This is a genomic window from Seonamhaeicola sp. ABD4_175, from assembly GCF_056160885.1.
In genome coordinates this window covers 428,921-449,447 of the sequence record NZ_JBSWYC010000002.1, presented here as the reverse complement: position 1 = coordinate 449,447, position 20,527 = coordinate 428,921, and the positions used below count along the sequence as shown (strand labels likewise).

Here is a 20,527-nt window from a genome sequence, read left to right as displayed (position 1 = left end):
ACTTATTCTTCTATAACTTTAGAAACAACTAAATATCCTTTTTTCTGCTTAGGAAAATTGTCTTTTATAATTTGTTTTTCTGTTTCAGAGCTTTCAATAACAACATCATCTCTTAAACTGCTAACAGAAACAGCATTACTTTTATTGGTATTAAATGTATTGTTTGTGGCATGTGCATTTTTTATAACATCAAACAATTTGCTAACGGCTTCAGAAGGTTTAGCGTCTTTAATACTCGACAGAATGTCGACTGTCATAATTTTGCTCATTACTAACTTTTTTAGATTAAAAAAAGCCTTCCGTTATTGGAAGGCTTTTATATATTTTTAAACAATAACCTTCCAATCCTAACAATTAGGATTATTGAAATTATTATTGTTGTTATTAATATGTCTCATTTTTATTGCTCCAAAGATAGTTAGAATATGCATAGTAACTAAATTTTTTTTAAGGCGTATTTCATAATTAAAGAATTGCTAAAAAAAATGATTTTAAATTGTAATCTGTTTAAGTTAATTGTGAAAATAATAAGTGTTTTTAGAGTGTATATTGTAATAGTTTAATACAAGCCAATTAAAAGTAAACTTAATTTATAAAAGTTTGTTCATAAAACATGCGTTGTAAGGCGCTTTTATGTTTTTGTTGAAATAAGTTTTAAGGCGTTATATTGAAAATTTGTTTTAAGGTGTTTTTTAGCGCGTTTAAGCAGCTTTTTTAATTTGCAGTAATTGTTAATAATTTTTGTATAAACTCTTTTAAAAGCGTTAAAATCGCTTTTTTATTTCGTATATTTGTTTTTAATGACGATGAAATGATGCGTCATTTTTTGTGTAAACAAAATTCTAACTGCAGTAATAAGTAAAATAGCTGCAACATAAATTTAACTTGCCTTGGCGCAGAAAAAAAGCAAAAATAAAATAAATATAAAAGTATGAGCGAAGAAGCTAAAAAGCATAATTATTCGGCTGATAGTATTCAAGCATTAGAAGGTATGGAGCATGTACGCATGCGCCCTTCAATGTATATTGGTGATGTTGGTGTACGCGGTTTACACCATTTGGTTTATGAGGTGGTTGATAACTCTATTGATGAAGCATTAGCAGGACATTGTGATACCATAAAAGTAACAATAAACGAAGATAACTCTATTACTACTGAAGATAACGGACGTGGTATTCCAGTGGGTTTACATAAAAAAGAAGGCGTTTCTGCACTTGAGGTTGTAATGACTAAAATTGGTGCCGGTGGTAAGTTTGATAAAGATTCATATAAAGTATCGGGTGGTTTACACGGTGTTGGTGTAAGTTGTGTTAATGCACTTTCAGAAAGTTTAAAGGCAACCGTTTACAGAGAAGGTAAAATTTGGGAACAAGAGTATGAGCGTGGTAAAACACTTTACCCTGTAAAAACTGTAGGCGAATCAGATCTAACAGGAACTGTGGTAACTTTTAAACCAGATCCGCAAATATTTCAACAAACTTTAGAGTATAACTATGATACTTTAGCTAGCCGCTTGCGTGAGTTAGCCTACTTAAATAAAGGTATTACCGTAGTACTAACAGATTTAAGACATAAAGATGAAAAAGGAGAATTTATAACAGAAACGTTTCATTCTGAAGCTGGTTTAACAGAGTTTGTTCAATATTTAGATGCTACACGAGAGCCTTTAATGAAAGATGTTATTGCTTTTGAAGGTGAAAAAAATGGCATTCCTGTTGAGGTTGCCATGATTTACAATACATCATATGCTGAAAATTTACACTCATACGTAAACAATATTAACACACACGAAGGAGGTACGCACTTATCTGGTTTTCGTCGTGGGTTAACACACACATTAAAAAAATACGCAGATTCATCTGGTTTAACAGATAAGTTAAAGTTTGATATTTCTGGAGATGATTTCCGTGAAGGTTTAACAGCCATTGTTTCTGTTAAAGTAGCAGAACCACAGTTTGAAGGCCAAACAAAAACTAAATTAGGAAACAGAGAGGTGTCTGCTTCAGTAAGTCAGGCCGTATCTGAAATGTTAACCGATTATTTAGAAGAACATCCTGATGATGCTAAAACAATAGTACAAAAAGTTATTTTAGCAGCACAAGCACGTCATGCCGCACAAAAAGCACGCGAAATGGTACAGCGTAAAACCGTTATGAGTATTGGCGGTTTACCTGGTAAATTAAGTGATTGTTCAGAACAAGATCCAGAAAAATGTGAGGTGTTTTTAGTTGAGGGTGATTCCGCGGGCGGAACAGCCAAACAAGGTAGAGATAGAAATTTTCAAGCTATTTTACCGTTAAGAGGTAAAATTCTTAATGTTGAAAAAGCAATGCAACATAAAGTGTTTGAAAATGAGGAAATTAAAAATATATTTACAGCTCTTGGTGTTACCATTGGTACAGAAGAAGATAGTAAAGCCTTAAATCTTTCAAAACTACGTTACCATAAAATTGTAATTATGTGTGATGCCGATATTGATGGTAGCCATATTGCAACCTTAATTTTAACATTCTTTTTCAGATATATGAAAGAATTGATTGAAAGTGGGCATGTTTACATTGCTACACCGCCATTATATTTAGTAAAACGCGGAGCCAAAAAACGTTACGCTTGGAGTGATAAAGAACGAGATGAAGTTGTTGCAGAATTTGGTGAAGGTAGCAAAATACAACGTTATAAAGGTCTTGGAGAAATGAATGCTGAGCAACTATGGGACACAACAATGAACCCAAAGTTTAGAACCATGAGGCAAGTACAAATTGATAACGGTTCTGAAGCTGATAGAATTTTTTCTATGTTAATGGGTGATGAGGTGCCGCCACGTAGAGATTTTATTGAGAAAAATGCTATTTACGCTAATATTGATGCGTAATACCACTAAATAAGACAGTTTTTTTGAAAAGCCTCGTTTTTAAAACGAGGCTTTTTGTTTAATCTAAATTTTCTTTAGTAATTATAGTAATAGGAGCATAATAGTGAGACTCTGGTAATTTATTCATAACCAAATAATCACTTAAAAGCTTAATACCATCATAGCCTTGAGAAAATGGATTCTGAGATATTAAAAAATCAATTGTATCATTTTTTAAATAAGCTATGTTTTTTTTGCTCGTGTCATAACCAATAACTCTCATATTTTTAGTGTTTGAAGCTTCTAAATACTTCGAAATTAAAAACGTATTACTTGATGGTACAAAAACACCATTAAACAATGTACTATTAAACGCAAGGTTTAGTTTTTCAGTAATACTATTAAAATCTGTAAAACTAGGTATGTTTACTTCAATAATATTTACAGCATATTTTTTTTCTTCAAAATATTGTTTAAAACCATTAATGCGTTCGTTTATTGAAGTATGGTTTCCTTTATTTAGCCTAAATACAGGAATTAAAATATTACTGTTTTTAGGTACCATTACTTGCATAAGTTTAGCTCCTAAATAACCACTTTTAAAAGAATTTTGTCCAATAAAAGCCAATGGTTTCAAACCATTTATTTGAGAGTTTATAAAAACATATGGTATATTTTTTTTGTCAAGCAATTTAACAATATCAATAGTTTCCTTTTGAAAAATAGGCGCTATTAAAACAGCATCAAAATTATTATTTATAATTGCATTAAAAGCGCTTTTGTATGAAGCGCTATCAAATTGGCTATACATAAAAAAAGAGGTGCTTACTCTAAAGTTTTTAACATCTTCAGTAGCGTTTTCTATACCTTTTTTTGGTGCGCTCCAAAATTCATTTTCAGTGCTAGCTTCGGGTATTAATGCAGCAATTTTGTATGTTTTATTTAATGCCAAAGTACTGGCAATTGTATTTATTTGAAAATTATGTTCCTTAATAATTTTCTCTATATGTGCTTTTGTTTTTTTTGATACGCCAGGTCTGTTATGTATTACTCTATCTACCGTTCCTGTAGAAACGTTTGCTTTTTTTGCTATGTCTTTTATTGTTGTCAATATTCTAAACTATTATAAACGCATATTTTAACGCTACAAATTAACATAAAAAACTGTATTTATTTGATATAGTAAAACTAAATTTATAATTTTACGTGCACGCACACGAAAACTAAATAATATAATTATTAATTAATTTAAAATGAATGTAAAACAAAATTACAGAATACTGTTTACGCTAGCTTTAGCGTTAGTAATGTCTGTTAAAATTAATGCGCAAGCTAATAATAGCGAGTGGAAATCACTTTTTAATGGAAAAGATTTAAAAGGTTGGAAACAGTTAAATGGCAAAGCAGATTATAAAGTAGAAAACGGCGCCATTGTAGGTACATCAATAAAGGGAACACCCAATAGTTTTTTATGTACAAAAGACATGTATTCAGACTTTATTTTAGAGTTTGAAGTTATGGTAGACCCTATTCTAAATACTGGTGTTCAATTCAGGTCTAATAGTTTTAAAGATTATAATAACGGACGCGTTCATGGCTATCAATTTGAATTAGACCCTAGTAGCCGTGGTTTTAGTGGAGGTATTTTTGATGAAGCCAGACGCGGTTGGTTATACCCACTTTCTTTAAATGAAAAAGGTAGAAAAGCTTTCAAAAATGGGCAGTGGAATTCTTGCCGCATTGAAGCTATTGGTAATTCAATTAAAACATTTATAAATGGCGTTCAATGTGCCAATTTGGTAGATGATATTACGGCTTCAGGTTTTATTGGCCTGCAAGTACATGCAATTGGAGGTAACAACCAAAAAAATGGTAAGCAAATAAAATGGCGTAACATAAGAATTAAAACCAATAATTTAGAAAACAGTAAAACACCACAAGATCCTGAGGTTAAAGAAATGAGCTATTTGGTTAACACTTTAACTAATACTGAACTTAGAAATGGTTGGCGTTTACTTTGGGATGGCAAAACAAGTAACGGTTGGCGTGGTGCTAAACGTGATGATTTTCCGCCTTCAGGATGGGAAATGAATGATGGTGTTTTAACCGTTTTGGCTACCGATGGAGGCGAGTCTACAGGTCCTGGTGATATTGTTACAACTGATATTTTTAGCAATTTTGAATTAGAATTAGAATTTAAAATAACCGAAGGTGCTAATAGTGGTATTAAATATTTTGTTGACCCTAATTTGAATAAAGGCGCAGGTTCTGCAATTGGTTGTGAATTTCAAATTTTAGATGATAAAAAGCACCCAGATGCTAAAAAAGGTACAAACGGCAACAGAACTGTAGGTTCTTTATACGATTTAATGACTGCTGAAGGTTATACAGTTGAAGGAAGAAGTAAACAATTTAAAGGTATTGGTAACTGGAATAAAGCCAGAATTATTGTAAACGGCGGCAAAGTAGAGCATTGGTTAAACAACGAAAAAGTAATTGAATACGATCGTTTTTCGCATATGTTTAGAGCACTTGTTGCTTACAGTAAATATAAAAAATGGGATAATTTTGGTCAGTGGCCAGCAGGTCATATCTTGTTACAAGATCATGGAGATACGGTACATTTCAGAAGTATAAAAATTAGAGAATTCAACTAAACTAAAAAATATTAAACAATATGAACCCAACAAGACGACAATTCATAAAAAAAGCAGCTACCGGCACTTTGGCCGCTACAGTTTTACCAAGTATGAGTTTTGCAAATAGTAGCATTTTAGGCTCTAATGAGCGTGTAAATGTAGCTGTTATAGGTGTGCGTAGTAGAGCAAAATCTTTAATGCAAGCTATTCATAAATATCCTAATGCTAAAATTATCTACACCTGTGATGTTGATGATAATATTATAGCTAAGAACAATGAATGGATGCTTGAAAAGCTAGGCTATAAAGCTAAGGTTGAAAAAGATTTTAGAAAGGTTTTAGAAGATAAAGATGTTGATGCTGTTTTTATTGCAACACCAGAACATTGGCATGCGCCTATGGCTATTTCGTCATTGCAAGCAGGTAAACATGTGTATGTTGAAAAACCGTGTAGCCACAATCTTTTTGAAAATGAGTTGTTAGTAAAAGCACAAAAAAAGTACAACAAAGTAGTGCAAATGGGTAACCAGCAACGTTCAGCTATAACAAGTCAGCAAGCGGTTCAAGAAATAAAAGAAGGTATTATAGGCGAAGCTTATAAAGGTGAAGCTTATTATTCAAATAATCGTGGCTCAATTGGCAAAGGTAAAGTTGTTGCAGTACCAAGTACTTTAGATTGGGATTTATGGCAAGGTCCAGCTCCAAGAGAGGAATACCGTGATAATATTCACCCATATAATTGGCATTGGTTTAAAACTTGGGGAACTGGTGAAGTGCACAATAATGGTACGCATGAAATTGATGTTTGCCGTTGGGCACTTGGTTTAAATTTACCCAACAAAGTAACCTCTTTTGGCGGTAAATATACGTATGATGATGATTGGGAATTTACCGATAACCAAGAAGTTTTTTATGAGTTTGATAATGATAAGTACATAAAATGGGTTGGCCATAGCCGTGGTAAAGTATTGCCAAATCAACCTGGTAGAGGCGCTACTATTTATGGTAGTAAAGGCACAATTACTTTGAGCCGAAATAGTTACCAATTGTTTGGTTTAGATGGTAAATTAATTAAACAAGTTGATGAAAAAGAAAAGAGTGCAACGTTAAATACCGCAGGAGCTGGTAGTTTAGATGTTAAGCATATTGGTAACTTTTTTAATGCTATTAGAGTAGGCGAAAAACAAAACTCACCAATTGCCGATGCAGCTATAAGTACAGCGTTATGCCACTACGGGAATATGGCCCAATTTGTAGGTGAAACAATTAATATTGATACACAAACAGGTAAAGTTAAAGGTAATAAAAAAGCCATGAAGCATTGGAAACGTGAGTACGAAAAAGGTTGGGAACCAACACTGTAATTTTTTAAAAAACATCTTGAAATTATTCTAGGTTAATATTTATAAAAAAAGCTTCCAATTTTAGGAAGCTTTTTTTATGATTTAAAATAAACCAACACTAACACGAGGTGTTCTTAACCGAATACTGGTATTTATACTTGTGCCTCGGTTTGGGTATCTTTCATAATAATGGTTGTCATATCTGTAGTAATAAAATGATGCATGACTGTAGTAATGTTGTCCATGATGACAATGATTATCACAATGCTCATAATGTTCAGCGTACGCATCTTTTTTTCCTCGCATATATGCTCTATAAGCTTTTTTGTCGCGTTTTTTTAGCTCTTTTTCATACGCTTTTTGTTCTTCCCAAAAGCTTTCTTCTTCGGTGGTGTTTTCAGCTTTAAACTTTTGTTCAAATTTAGCGTCTTCTTTAGCGCGTTTTTCATAATAGCTCATTTTATCTACTGAAGCATTTTTAGTTGTATCTTCATTATTTTGAGCATATATTGAAAATGACATTGTAAAAAGTAAAGCTGCTATAACTGTTTTTAGTGTTTTCATAATATTACATTTTTAGTTTAACAAAGGCGTTTTAAACGCTTTTCATTAATAAGACACTTACAGTTGTGTTTACCCTACGCTTTTTTAAATTTTTTTAAAAATCGAAGCCTAATGAGAATTGCCATACTCTATTTTGTGGGTCGCCTTCATCATAAACGCTACCCATGCCTAAATGATATCTTACACCTAAGCTTACGCCAGAATCTGTTTTAAAGCCAGCGCCAAGGTTTACGCCCCAATCAAAATTATTAGGATCAAACTCTTGTGATGTGCTGAATAAGCTAAAGTTACTATCAAACTCTTCTTTATGATTTATGGCTAAACCAACTTGTGGACCAGCTTCTAAATAAAAATTATTATCAGGATAAATTTTTAAAAGTAGCGGCATGTTAATATAATCTAGCTTTTGGGTAAAAGTTCCGCTACCATCATTAAGTTCATAACCTTGTTGTGAGTATAAAACTTCAATTTGAAGTGCTAATGCTTCAGATAAAAATGATTCGCCATAAAACCCGGCATGAAAACCGTGACGTTGGCTAGTTTCGGTTTCACCATCAAAACTTACGGCGGCTAAATTGTAACCAAATTTAATACCTGCGTTTGATGTGGCTTTGTCTTGTGCATGTAAGCAAAACACAAAACTTAAAATTGCAATAACTGTTAAAAAATTAGTTTTCATAATATATAATTTAGGGATTAATGTTTTTATTTTCCGCCATTGGCTTTTAAATCGGCTAAACATTGTGCGTCTAGCTGTGGGGCCGTATTCATGTTAGACATGTTGCTAATTGAAGCACCAGACTCTGCAGCCCAATACATTAAACAATCTTGTTCATTACAATGTCTGGGGTGTTCTTCATCTTCATGATCATTTTGCATATCTGTACCGGCATTAGTTAAACCTAATAAATGCCCAAACTCATGGGTTATTACAGTGGTTTCAAGTAATGTTCTTTCTGGTTCAAAAGGGCCATTACTTAGGTTTTCAATAGTTTCTTGGTAAATTACAAATGATGTATTCCAATAAGCACTACCAAGCGTAACGGTGTTGTTAGAGTCGTTACTAGATTTCCCATTAACAAATAATGCCCAAATAGCTATTTGCGTATCTGTATTGTAAAGTTGGCGCTGTTCACGTTCAATATCAGCAATTTCGTTAATTGTATACGTATCTTTTCCTGTAGCTGGTATAGCGCGTTTTTGTACTGTTATACCGTTTGGTTTATTAGAGGTGTTGTTTATAAATGAAACTAAATTGTTAATGGCAGTTTGTGTAGGCTCAAAACCTTCAACATACACTAATTCTATAAACAAGCTTTTAAAAGTATTGCTAGATAAAATGTCATTGGCTGAACTACCCGTTTCTTGCCTGTTTATATTTTTATTTACACTGGTATTTGTGTTAGCGCTGTCATCATCTTTTGTACAGCCAAAAAATAGAAGTGAAAAAGCCAGTAAGGTTATAATTTTAAGTTTCATTTTTTATAGTTTTTATTGTTAAAAACAGCTGCCAAATGCATGACAGCTGTTTTACCATAACATATGTTACAAATGCTAAACTAGTTTAAATTTTAGTTAAAACAAGTGTTGCGGCTGCATTTGTAGTACTTTGCAGAGAGATTGAGTTTTCAGAATAACTGGTTACTTCCCATGTTTTGTTTAAAACATTAAAGGTAGTGTTACCTGAAAAGGTTAATGATAAATAAACTTCAAGTTCAGATGTTACAGTGTATGTGCCTTCAACAGTTTGGGCAGTTGTGTTTACGGTATTTGTTGCAGTACAAGTTAAATTGTTAGCAAAGTTTATGCTATAGTCTGCAAAATCATTAGCGGTGTTAACACCAGCATTAATAAACGATTCAATTTTGTAAGCACCCTCAATTAAAATGCCTTCAACTTGGTTTGCATTATCTTCAGCTTCATCCATATCTTCATCAATATTTAAACACTCATTAATTCTTGCGTTTAAATCTATGTCACTTGAAATTTCAACAACGGTTTCATTGTTTAATGTTGCAGTTATTGGGTAGTTAACAGAAAATAATTCGTTATCACCAAAATTATTCATGTAAGTATAAAGTGCTTGTTCACTTTCAATAACTATGCTACCGGTTTGTTCAAGATTTAAACTGTATGTTAAAATGGTTACCGGAAAATCAATATTTAAGCAGTTAATAGCATTTTCGGCTTTGTCTTCGGCTTCTTCACACGCATCCATTAAAGCATCGTATTCAGCTTGGTTTGTTACTTGTACTTCGGTATAATTACTTAGTCTTACAGATAAAGGGAATTGAAATTCAATACTATCATCATCACCAACAATTTCACCTAAAATATTTAAAACTAATGCATAATCTGCTTGCGAAATTAATGTGATTTCTTGGTTATTAATTGTGGCAGTTACTGGTAGTAATATTGATGAGCAAGACATGCCGTCTAGAAAATCATCAAAGCTGCCATCATACATTGATGAGCGTTCTAAATTATTTGCAGTAGGAGAGGTGGCTGAATTCGTGTTTGTTCTGTCTCCGTTTTCGCTGTCAATTTCATCTTGACATGATGTAAACGTTAATAACGACATACATAAAATAGTAAATAAAGATTTTAAATTTTTCATGATTTCAATGTTTTTTTGGGTTTTTAAATGTTTCTTTTTCATAGCAATTTTGCTTTCTATTGGTAAGACACTTCATTTTTATTTTACCCTACACGTGTTTTATTTTTTATTACGGCAAAATAGTATTTTGTGTTTACAGTAATAAGACACTAACAGAAAAAATTACCCTATCATTTTTTTTGTTTTTTTGTTAAAAAGAATGTATTTATCTGATTTTTAAGTAAATAAATCTTTGTTTTTTTATTTATATTTTTGCTGAATACATGAGTTAATATAAATTTATGAGCAACCCTAAGTCTAATCTTTGTGAAGAAAGTTACTTTAATACCTTTTATTTAGAGCATGTTGAAGCTGTAAATAATTTTGCATTTTATAAATGTGGAGACCAAGCTGCAGCATTAGATTTGGTGCAAGATGCTTTTGCTAAAATTTGGGAAAATTGCTCAAAAATTGATGTTTCAAAATCTAAAACCTATTTGTTTACAACCGTAAATAATTTGTTTTTAAATACTGTTAGGCATGCTAAAGTGGTATTAAATTACGCCAAAGAAACCCCTTATTTAGATAAAACAAATTTAAGCCCTGAATATATTTTAGAAGAAGATGAGTTTAAACAAAAACTACAAAATGTTATAGCTAATTTAAGTGATAAGCAACGCGAAGTTTTTTTATTAAACAGAATAGAAGATAAAAAATATAGAGAAATAGCCAGCCTTTTAAATATTTCGCAAAAAACGGTAGAGAAACGTATGTCTGCCGCTTTAAAAATTTTAAGAGAAAAAATGGATGGTGTGAAAATTTAATTTTTAATTAGTGTAGGGTAAAAAACAATAAAGGTGTCTTAAAGATATAAAGCCAAAAAAATGCAAAAAGAAAATGACATATTAAAATGGTTTAATGGTGAAATTTCTTCAGAAGAAATACAACGTTTATACCCAAACGAAGACTTTGCAACTTTGCAAAAAATTGGGTTTTATTCAAAGCATTTACAAACACCAAAACTTGATAAGCACCAGGCACTACAGGCATTTAAAAATAAGCAAACTAAAAAAGAGCCAAAGGTAATTTCGCTTCAAATAAAAACGTTTTTACGTGTTGCAGCAGTATTAGTTGTTCTTTTAACAGCATCATATTTTACGTTTTTTAATAGTACAAAATCATTTTCTACAGCTGTGGCTCAAACCGAAACATTGCAGCTTCCTGATGCATCTGAAGTTATATTAAATGCACAATCTAACTTATCATTCAACAAAAAAACATGGAAAAATAATAGAACTTTAAATTTAGATGGTGAAGCATTTTTTAAAGTAACAAAAGGTGAAAAATTTACCGTACAAACAAGTGCAGGCTTAGTACAAGTTTTAGGTACACAGTTTAACGTAAAAGAGCGCGATAATTTTTTTGAAGTAACCTGTTATGAAGGTTCAGTAAGTGTAACACAAAACACCAATAAAACTATTTTAACACCCGGAAAAACCTTTAGAGTTGTTAATGGAAATATTGTAAATGTTGAAGATTTAAACACAAAAGCACCTTCATGGTTATTAAAAGAATCTACATTTAACAATGTACCACTATGGCAAGTTATAAATGAATTACAAGTACAATATGATATTGTAATTACAGCCAAAAATATTGATATGTCAGTACCTTTTACAGGTAGTTTTACGCATACCAATAAAGATATTGCGCTGCAAGCCGTAACTATTCCTTTAAAACTTAGCTACAAAATAAATGGTAAAAATGTTGAGTTATTTAATTATGAAGCTAAATAAAGCCCTTATATGCTCAGTGATTTTTGTCTTTTTCGCAATACAAATACAGGCACAAGAAAAACAGCGTTTAAAAACAGTAATTGCACATTTAGAAAACACTTTTAATGTAAAGTTTTCATATTCAGTAAATGATGTTGCAGATGTTGAGGTTTCTATACCCAAGCAATTAAAAACATTAAAAAGCATAGTAAATTATTTAAATGACGTTACCTTACTAAATTTTCAATTTTTAAATGAGCGTTATATTACAGTGTCAACATTACATAAAACCATTACGGTATGTGCTATTTTGGTTGGAAGTAATAACGAAGAACCACTTTTTGGAGCTTCGGTAGCAGTAAAAAATACATCAAAAGGTGTAATTACCAATGAAACAGGATTGTTTACATTAACTAATTTGAAAGTAAATGATGTTATTGAAATATCGTATTTAGGTTTTGAAACTGCTAGTTTTATTGCTAAAGATTTATTAAAAACTGATAATAGTTGTAAAACCATCATATTAAATGAGCAAAAAGAAAGCCTAAATAAAGTGTTGGTTTATAAGTTTTTAACCGCAGGTTTCCAAAAACAAACCGATGGAAGTACGGTTTTAAATACCAAGTTATTTGGCATTTTACCAGGACTTACAGAACCAGATATTTTACAGTCTATTCAAACATTACCTGGTGTAGAAAGTGTAAACGAAAGCATTGCTAACATTAATGTACGTGGCGGCACTAACGACCAAAATTTAATACTTTGGGATGGTATAAAAATGTATCATTCAGGGCATTTTTTTGGTTTAATTTCGGCGTATAATCCGTATTTAACAAATAAGGTTTCAGTAACTAAAAATGGTACATCTAGTGAGTTTAGTGATGGTGTTTCAAGCACTATAAACATGCAAACGAAAAACACCATTAATAAAGAATTTTCTGGCGGTTTTGGCGCTAATTTAATGCACGCCGATGCTTTTTTTGAAATACCAATAACCAAAAAATTAGCATTTCATGTTTCCGGTAGGCGTTCATTTACAGACTATTTAAGTTCTCCAACCTATAATAAGTATTTTAACCGGAGTTTTCAAGATAGTGAACTAACCACAAATAGTGATAATATAAGTGAGAGTAATCGCTCGTCTAATTTTTTCTTTTATGATTATACGTCAAAATTGCTTTTCAATTTAAATGAAAATCAAACATTTAGAGCGCATGTTATTGGTATAAATAATAATTTAGATTATACCGAAGAATTTACAGATACTAACAACAAAACACAATCTAAAACCAGTAATTTAAAACAAGAAAATTTAGGTTTTGGTGGTAGTTGGAATGCTGTTTGGAATACAAAATTAACAACCAGTTTTAGCGGATTTTACTCAAAATATAATGTGTTTTCAAAAGATTACAGAGTTGAAACAGATCAAGAACTTACACAAACTAACGAGGTTTTAGAAACTGGTTTAAAACTTAAAGTTAATTATAAACTTAACAATTTTTTAAACCTATTAAACGGTTATCAGTTTAGCGAAATTGGTATTTTAAATGCAACAAATGTAAGCGCTCCAGCTTATGATAAAACAAAAAAAGACGTGTTGCTAAATCATGCCGCTTTTAACCAGTTAGAATTTAATAACAACAAAACGTATGTGCGCGTTGGCATTCGGTGGAATTATTTTCAAAAGTTTAGTAAGTTTTTAATAGAGCCAAGGTTAAACTTCAGGCAAAAATTGTGGCCCAATTTAGCGTTTAAATTACAAGGCGAATTTAAAAACCAGTCGGCTACTCAAATTATAGATTTTCAAGATGATTTTTTAGGTGTTGAAAAAAGGCGCTGGATTTTAGCTAATGAACAAAGCATTCCAATTTCAGAAAGTAAACAAATTTCAAGCGGGTTTCAGTATAATAAAAACAATTGGCTTTTTGATGTTGAAGGATTTTTCAAATATGTAAACGGCATTACTACATCAAACCAAGGGTTTTATAACAATTTTCAAAGTATAAATGCCATAGGAAATTATACAGCAAAAGGTACAGAGGTTTTAATTAACAAAACCGCAAATAATTACAGTGCTTGGTTGAGTTATACGTATAGTTTAAATGATTATGAATTTAAAACCCTAACACCATCGGTTTTTCCTAATAATGTAGATATAAGGCATTCTGTTTCAGTGGCATTTAATTATGATGTTTTAAAAAAATTAAATGTTGCAGTTGGTGGTGTTTGGCGTACTGGGCAACCGTTTACAAAACCTGTTGAAGGTAATGAAACCGTACAAAGCGGTAATAATGTTTTTGTGAATTATGATACCCCAAATAGCCAGAATTTAAATGATTTTATACGATTTGATGCTTCTTTAAACTATAGTTTTAAAATAACAAACAGCCTAAAATCATCATTAAAAATAGGTGTAATTAATATTTTAGATAAACAGAACATTATAAACACTTATTACGAAGTAAACCCCAATGATACCAATACAACTATTAAAATTGAAAACACATCACTTGGCTTAACGCCAAATGTTAGTTTTAGATGTCAGTTTTAGTTAAAATCATCGATTAAAAGCAAAAAATATCGACAAAAAATTGTTTTGTGTCGTTTTTTTTATACATTTGTTTAACCAAAATCTCAAAATTACCTATGAAAAAGTTAACGTTACTACTAGTGTTATGTTTAGCTACAATTACAACCAAAGCTCAAGACATTGATGCTTTACTAGCTGCAGGTGTTGAAAATGCAGAATTATTTGCTAATGATTATTTAAAACCAGGAACAAATGGTTTAATGCACAGCATGAATGCCAACTGGTTTAATACTGCCGATGCCAAACCTCTTGGTGGTTTTGAAATTTCTATAATTGCAAATGCAGCCATGGTTGATGATGAAAACAAATCTTTTTTAATGAATATTGCTGATTATAACAGCAATCCAGATCAAGATTTTACCATAGAATTTGCAGACCAAGCTACTACTAAAAACGTAGCAACGGCTTTAGGCGAAAATAACCCAGATGTAGATGTTATTATTACTTATGAAGATGCTATTTTAGGTGAACAACAAGAAACAATAACGCTGCCAAGTGGTATAGGTTCAGCTACGGCAAATTTATTGCCAACAGCCTTTTTACAAGGCGCTATAGGCTTAAGTAAAGGTATTGAATTGAAAGCGCGTTTTGTGCCTAATATTGAAACTGATGATGTAGAATTAGGTATGTATGGTGCTGGTTTGCAGGTTGAGTTTACCAAATGGTTACCTGCAGATAAATTATTGCCAGTAGCTATATCTGGTTTAGTGGCTTACACAAACTTAAACGGAAGTTATGATTTAACCGAGTCTTCAAATATCGATGGAGAAAACCAACGTTTAGAAAATGATACAAGCACTTGGTTGTTTCAATTAATTGCCTCAACCAAATTGCCAGTAATTAACTTTTACGGCGGTGTTGGTTACATTAAAGGCACATCAGAATCTGATTTGTTAGGAACTTACATTGTACGAAGTGGACCATTTTCTTCTGAAACCATTCAAGATCCATTCTCAGTATCAAGTGAAATATCAGCCGTAAGAGGAACAATAGGTACAAAATTAAAATTAGGTTTTTTTAGACTTAATGCAGAATATCATTTATCAGATTTTAACGCCTTTTCTGTAGGTGTTAATTTCGGATTCAGATAATAAAACACAACTATCAATTTTAACGATAGTTCATCAAAAACAGGATGTTTTAATTTTAGTTAGTTTATATTTAATTTTTTGTTTAAAAAAGTACAAGATTTAATCTTGTACTTTTTTTATTTAGAGCATATTAATTCTTAATTTTGTATGACTTTAATCAAGAGTTTTTTCTTTTTATTTGTTGAAATTTGCTAAGCAAACCCAATAAAATAGAACGTTAAAATATTTTCAAATAATATAACAAATAATAAAAACATGAAAGTAACAGTAGTAGGAGCAGGAGCAGTAGGTGCAAGTTGCGCTGAATACATTGCTATTAAAAATTTTGCTTCAGAAGTAGTTTTGTTAGACATTAAAGAAGGCTATGCTGAAGGTAAAGCTATGGATTTAATGCAAACAGCATCATTAAACGGATTTGACACTAAAATAACTGGTGTTACAAATGACTATAGTAAAACAGCTAATAGTGATATTTGTGTTATTACCTCTGGTATTCCTAGAAAACCAGGTATGACTCGCGAAGAGTTAATTGGTATTAACGCTGGCATTGTAAAATCTGTGTCTTCTAGCTTAATTGAGCATTCACCAAACACCATAATTATTGTAGTTAGTAACCCAATGGATACCATGACTTATTTGGTGCACCAATCTACTAACTTACCAAAAAATAGAATTATTGGTATGGGTGGCGCTTTAGATTCTGCACGTTTTAAATACAGGTTAGCAGAAGCTTTAGAAGCTCCTATTTCTGATGTAGATGGTATGGTAATTGGCGGTCACAGTGATACTGGTATGGTGCCATTAACAAGTCATGCTACCAGAAACAGTATTAAAGTATCTGAGTTTTTAAGCGAAGAACGTTTAGCACAAGTAGCCGCCGATACTAAAGTTGGAGGTGCAACATTAACTAAATTATTAGGTACATCTGCTTGGTACGCACCAGGTGCTGCAGTTAGTGGTTTAGTACAAGCTATTGCTTGCGATCAAAAGAAAATTTATCCTTGTTCAACCTTGTTAGAAGGTGAATATGGCTTAAACGATATTTGCATTGGGGTACCAGTAGTTTTAGGAAAAAACGGTATTGAAAAAATAGTAGATATTCCTTTAAGTGATGCCGAAAAAGAACACATGAAAGCTAGTGCCGAAGGTGTTAGAAAAACTAACGGTTTATTAAATGTTGAAGCTTAATGCTTTAACACTAAAATAACATTTAAATAAAGACTGTAGCAATACAGTCTTTATTTTTATATATTTGGCGCATGAACGCAAAATGGTTCTTTAGTACATTTTTATTAGCATTTGCTTTTTTTGGATTAACCCAAAAGCAGGTTACTGTACCCAATCAGGAAGTTGTTTTAGAGTTTGTCAATAATGCAAACGTTACCAAACAAACGGTACAAACAGCTATAAATAATGTTAAAGAACAGTTGCAAAGCGTTGGCGCTACCAATATTAAGGTGCAAGAAGGAAAAAACGGCACCTTAAAAATTTGTTACTTCAGTGTAATTAATGTAAACCATGTAAAACAAATACTTGCCAAAAAGCATGGTTTAGTATTAGAACAACTACCTTTTGAGCAAGAAAATGATGGCTCTTCTTCATCAAAATCATCATATAATGTAAATGTTTACGAAATTGAAAAAGGCTCAGACCCTTCAAGTTTAAACGGTAAACACATCATACAAATAAAATATGATTCCGATAGGTTTACCAACCCTAACGTATATTTTCCGCTAATAAGCGTAGCAATAAACAAAACAAATCATTTAGTAAAAACCGCTTATAAAGTAAACAAGCAGGTTCAATTTACTGTAAAAAACGTACCTCATAAAGTTCCAGAGGTAAGGGCAGGCCCTATCTGTTAAAAAATCTTCACAACCCCACTATCATTAAAAAATAAAAGCGTTCTAAGCGCTTATATTTCAAACAATATCATAAAAATAATTGTCAAATTTTCCCGTAAATTATACATTTGCGCGTTCTAAAATTTAGGACTATAAAATTTTTGACCAAAAATAATATAAGAATGCAAAACAAAGGATTAGTAAAAATATTTGCTTTGTTGTTTGGTTTGGTAAGTATTTATCAATTATCATTCACATTTAAAGCAAATCAAGTTGAAAGCAATGCCGAGGCTTTAGCTATTGAAAAAATAGCCGAAACAGAAGAAGATTATCGCGCAAAAAGAAGTCAAGAAGAAGCTAGTTATTTAGAGTCTATTGCAAAAGATACCGTTTTTAATATTGGTGTAGCAAAATACACATATGACGATGTAAAATCTAAAGCCATGAATTTAGGTTTAGATTTAAAAGGTGGTATTAACGTAATTCTTCAAGTATCTGTAAAAGACATTTTAAAAGGATTAGCAAACAATACAAAAGATCCTGTTTTTAATACAGCTTTAGAAAACGCTTCTGAAGTACAAAAAAACAGTCAGAATACTTTTTTAGAAGATTTCTTCATTGAATTTGATAAAATTAAGGGCGATACAAAATTAGCTTCACCAGATATTTTTTATACAAAAGATTTAGATGGTGAAATTAATGGAAGCATGACAGATGATGAGGTTAAATCAATAATTTCAACTAAAATTGATGAGTCTGTTGTATCTGCTTTTGAAGTATTACGTAAGCGTATTGATGGTTTAGGAGTAACATCACCAAACATTCAGCGTTTAGGAAATTCAGGTAGAATTTTAATTGAGTTACCAGGTGTAAAAGATATTGAGCGTGCAGAACGCAATTTTACAACCATGGCACAATTACAATTTTGGGATGCTTACAAAGGTGAGCAATTCTTTAACTTTTTAGCGCAAGCTAATGAGGTTTTAAAACCATTGGTTGAAAGTACTAAACCACAAGAAGAAGTAAAAGGGAATGATGCTGAAGATGCTACCGCACAAGACGCTGTTGATGAGCTTTTAGGTGAAGCAACAACCGATTCTACAACGGTTGCAACAGTTAATCCGTTACTAGATTTAGTTAGAGGTCCTGGTTACCAAGGCGGACCAGTTATTGCACAGTTTGAGTTAAAAGATAAAGAAACAATTCTTGAGTATTTAAACAAAAAAGAAGTAAGAGCACTTTTACCAGCAGAACAACGTTTTGCAAAATTTGCTTTTGGCAAACCAAGTAAAGATTCTGAGCTTGTTGGTTTATACGCCTTAGTTGGAAACAGAGAAAATGTACCGCAATTAAGTGGCGCGGTAGTAACAGATGCTCGTGTTAATTTTGGGCCAACAGGTAAGCCAGAAGTATCAATGCAAATGAACGCTAAAGGCGCTAAACTTTGGGAAAAAATGACAGGCGATGCATTTAACAACAGAAGCCAAATAGCTATTGTTTTAGATGACGTTGTGTACTCTGCGCCAGGTGTTACTACTGGGCCAATTGCAGGTGGTAATTCTTCTATTTCTGGTGATTTTTCTGTGGCAGAAGCAGATGATTTAGCAAACGTTTTACGTGCAGGTAAATTACCAGCATCGGCAGATATTATTTCAAGTGAAGTTGTAGGGCCATCATTAGGGCAAGAAGCTATAGATAGTGGTACAATGTCTTTTATTATTGCATTAATTGTAGTATTACTTTGGATGATTGTTTACTATGGTAAAGCAGGTGCATTTGCTGATGTTGCCATGGCTTTCAATATTCTTTTAATATTTGGTGTGTTATCTGGCTTAGGAGCTGTTTTAACATTACCTGGTATTGCTGGTATTGTATTAACAATTGGTATGTCTGTAGATGCTAACGTGCTTATTTTTGAGCGTGTAAGAGAAGAACTTGCCAAAGGAAAAGGGTTGAAAGACTCTATTGCCGATGGTTTTGGTAACGCATTATCTTCAATTTTAGATGCTAATATTACCACAGGTTTAACAGCTTTAATATTATTTATTTTTGGTACTGGCCCAATTAAAGGGTTTGCAACTACTTTATTAATAGGTATTGGTACATCATTATTTACTGCTATTTTTATTACTAGATTATTAATAGATTGGTACGTAAACAAAGGCGGAAACTTAAACTTCTCTACACCTGTAACTAAAAACTTATTCAGAAATATAAATATTGAATTCTTAAAGAAACGTAAAGTTGCGTTTATAATTTCAGGAATTTTAATAGCGGTAAGTTTAGGCTCATTAATTACAACAGGTTTAGATCAAGGGGTAGATTTTGTTGGTGGTAGAACATATCAAGTACGTTTTGCTAATGATGTTAGTCCTTCTGAAATTACAAACGCTTTATCTCAAGAGTCTGTTTTTGGTAGTGCTGAAGCTAAAACGTTTGGTGCAGAAAATCAGTTAAAAATTACAACTAAATATAAAGTAAACGAAAGTGGAGCAGAGGTTGATGAAGAAATTAAACAAAAATTATTTAATGGTTTACAGCCTTATTTAGATGGTATGACTTATGATGCGTTTGTAGATTTAAGTGATGATACTAAACAAACAGGTTTAATGCAGTCTGATAAAGTAAGTCCTACAATTGCCGATGATATTAAACAAGCATCTGTTTGGGCAGTATTAGGATCTTTAATAGTTGTATTCCTGTACATTTTATTCCGTTTTAAACGTTGGCAATATTCACTTGGTGCTGTTGTAGCAGTTTTCCATGATGTATTAATTGTATTAGGTATATTTTCATTAACATATAAGTTTATGCCTTTTAACATGGAAATAAACCAAGCATTTATAGCAGCAATTCTAACAGTAATTGGTTACTCATTAAATGATACCGTGGTTGTGTTTGATAGAATTCGTGAATTCTTCAATGAGCATACAGGTTGGAAGTTTGACCGTGTTGTAAACCAATCATTAAGTAGTACGTTAAGTAGAACATTAAACACTTCATTAACTACATTGGTAGTATTATTAGCTATCTTTATTTTTGGTGGCGATTCTATTAGAGGCTTTATGTTTGCTTTAATAGTAGGTGTAATTGTAGGTACATATTCATCGTTATTTATAGCAACACCAATAATGTATGATACTGTTCAAAGATTAGAAGATAAAAAGAAGAAAAACTAAAACAAAAACTAATTATTATGTTTTAGCCTATCAACAAAATGTTGATAGGCTTTTT

The 20,527-nt window shown here is 31.9% G+C and carries 16 protein-coding genes; 10 read left to right on the top strand and 6 right to left on the bottom strand.

What is annotated here, in order from left to right:
* Positions 1-2 precede the first annotated feature (2 nt).
* Complete coding sequence (locus tag ACXAG4_RS08315) at positions 3-257, bottom strand: hypothetical protein (RefSeq protein WP_475295620.1); 255 nt, start codon at positions 255-257, stop codon at positions 3-5.
* Positions 258-931: 674 nt separating this feature from the next.
* Between ACXAG4_RS08315 and gyrB the strand changes: the two genes are divergently transcribed.
* Entirely contained in the window at positions 932-2,872 is a 1,941-nt protein-coding gene (gyrB, locus tag ACXAG4_RS08310) for a DNA topoisomerase (ATP-hydrolyzing) subunit B (protein ID WP_475295619.1), read from the top strand.
* A 58-nt stretch (positions 2,873-2,930) separates the two neighbouring features.
* Here gyrB and ACXAG4_RS08305 read toward each other — a convergent pair whose 3' ends face one another.
* Entirely contained in the window at positions 2,931-3,962 is a 1,032-nt protein-coding gene (locus ACXAG4_RS08305; protein WP_475295618.1) for a substrate-binding domain-containing protein, read from the bottom strand.
* Between the two features lie 142 nt (positions 3,963-4,104).
* Here ACXAG4_RS08305 and ACXAG4_RS08300 point away from each other — a divergent pair, with 142 nt between their 5' ends.
* Both ACXAG4_RS08300 and ACXAG4_RS08295 read left to right on the top strand, forming a co-directional pair.
* Positions 4,105-5,508: a 3-keto-disaccharide hydrolase gene (locus ACXAG4_RS08300; protein WP_475295617.1), complete on the top strand. Its 1,404-nt coding sequence runs from the start codon at positions 4,105-4,107 to the stop codon at positions 5,506-5,508.
* Positions 5,509-5,528: 20 nt separating this feature from the next.
* Positions 5,529-6,854 (top strand): Gfo/Idh/MocA family protein, encoded by a 1,326-nt coding sequence (locus ACXAG4_RS08295; RefSeq protein WP_475295616.1) that lies wholly within the window; start codon positions 5,529-5,531, stop codon positions 6,852-6,854.
* A gap of 81 nt (positions 6,855-6,935) precedes the next feature.
* Here the strand turns inward: ACXAG4_RS08295 and ACXAG4_RS08290 are convergent, their stop codons facing one another.
* The 4 genes from ACXAG4_RS08290 to ACXAG4_RS08275 all read right to left on the bottom strand — a co-directional run bounded on the left by ACXAG4_RS08290 (position 6,936) and on the right by ACXAG4_RS08275 (position 10,056).
* Positions 6,936-7,397 carry a hypothetical protein gene (locus tag ACXAG4_RS08290; protein ID WP_475295615.1) on the bottom strand — a complete coding sequence of 154 codons (462 nt, stop codon included), beginning with the start codon at positions 7,395-7,397 and terminating at the stop codon, positions 6,936-6,938.
* A 94-nt stretch (positions 7,398-7,491) separates the two neighbouring features.
* Positions 7,492-8,076, bottom strand: a complete 585-nt coding sequence (locus tag ACXAG4_RS08285; RefSeq protein ID WP_475295614.1) for a porin family protein — start codon at positions 8,074-8,076, stop codon at positions 7,492-7,494.
* A gap of 26 nt (positions 8,077-8,102) precedes the next feature.
* Positions 8,103-8,876, bottom strand: coding sequence for a membrane metalloprotease (locus ACXAG4_RS08280; protein ID WP_475295613.1), 774 nt, complete (start codon positions 8,874-8,876; stop codon positions 8,103-8,105).
* A gap of 85 nt (positions 8,877-8,961) precedes the next feature.
* On the bottom strand, positions 8,962-10,056 hold the full coding sequence (locus ACXAG4_RS08275; protein WP_475295612.1) for a hypothetical protein: 1,095 nt from the start codon (positions 10,054-10,056) through the stop codon (positions 8,962-8,964).
* A 239-nt stretch (positions 10,057-10,295) separates the two neighbouring features.
* On the opposite strand from ACXAG4_RS08275, the gene ACXAG4_RS08270 reads away from it, so the two are divergent.
* The 7 genes from ACXAG4_RS08270 (at position 10,296) to secDF (ending at position 20,472) form a co-directional block, all read left to right on the top strand.
* The gene (locus ACXAG4_RS08270) at positions 10,296-10,817 is read left to right on the top strand and encodes an RNA polymerase sigma factor (RefSeq protein ID WP_475295611.1); all 522 of its coding nucleotides are present in this window, start codon (positions 10,296-10,298) and stop codon (positions 10,815-10,817) included.
* A gap of 60 nt (positions 10,818-10,877) precedes the next feature.
* Positions 10,878-11,789, top strand: coding sequence for a FecR family protein (locus tag ACXAG4_RS08265; RefSeq protein WP_475295610.1), 912 nt, complete (start codon positions 10,878-10,880; stop codon positions 11,787-11,789).
* The gene (locus tag ACXAG4_RS08260) at positions 11,776-14,319 is read left to right on the top strand and encodes a TonB-dependent receptor (protein WP_475295609.1); all 2,544 of its coding nucleotides are present in this window, start codon (positions 11,776-11,778) and stop codon (positions 14,317-14,319) included. Before ACXAG4_RS08265 ends, ACXAG4_RS08260 begins: the two co-directional genes overlap by 14 nt.
* 95 nt (positions 14,320-14,414) lie before the next feature.
* Positions 14,415-15,449 carry a DUF6588 family protein gene (locus ACXAG4_RS08255; protein ID WP_475295608.1) on the top strand — a complete coding sequence of 345 codons (1,035 nt, stop codon included), beginning with the start codon at positions 14,415-14,417 and terminating at the stop codon, positions 15,447-15,449.
* A gap of 255 nt (positions 15,450-15,704) precedes the next feature.
* Positions 15,705-16,637, top strand: coding sequence for a malate dehydrogenase (gene mdh, locus ACXAG4_RS08250; protein ID WP_475295607.1), 933 nt, complete (start codon positions 15,705-15,707; stop codon positions 16,635-16,637).
* Between the two features lie 71 nt (positions 16,638-16,708).
* Complete coding sequence (locus ACXAG4_RS08245; protein WP_475295606.1) at positions 16,709-17,314, top strand: hypothetical protein; 606 nt, start codon at positions 16,709-16,711, stop codon at positions 17,312-17,314.
* Positions 17,315-17,475: 161 nt separating this feature from the next.
* The gene (secDF, locus tag ACXAG4_RS08240) at positions 17,476-20,472 is read left to right on the top strand and encodes a protein translocase subunit SecDF (RefSeq protein ID WP_475295605.1); all 2,997 of its coding nucleotides are present in this window, start codon (positions 17,476-17,478) and stop codon (positions 20,470-20,472) included.
* The last annotated feature ends 55 nt before the right edge of the window (positions 20,473-20,527 follow it).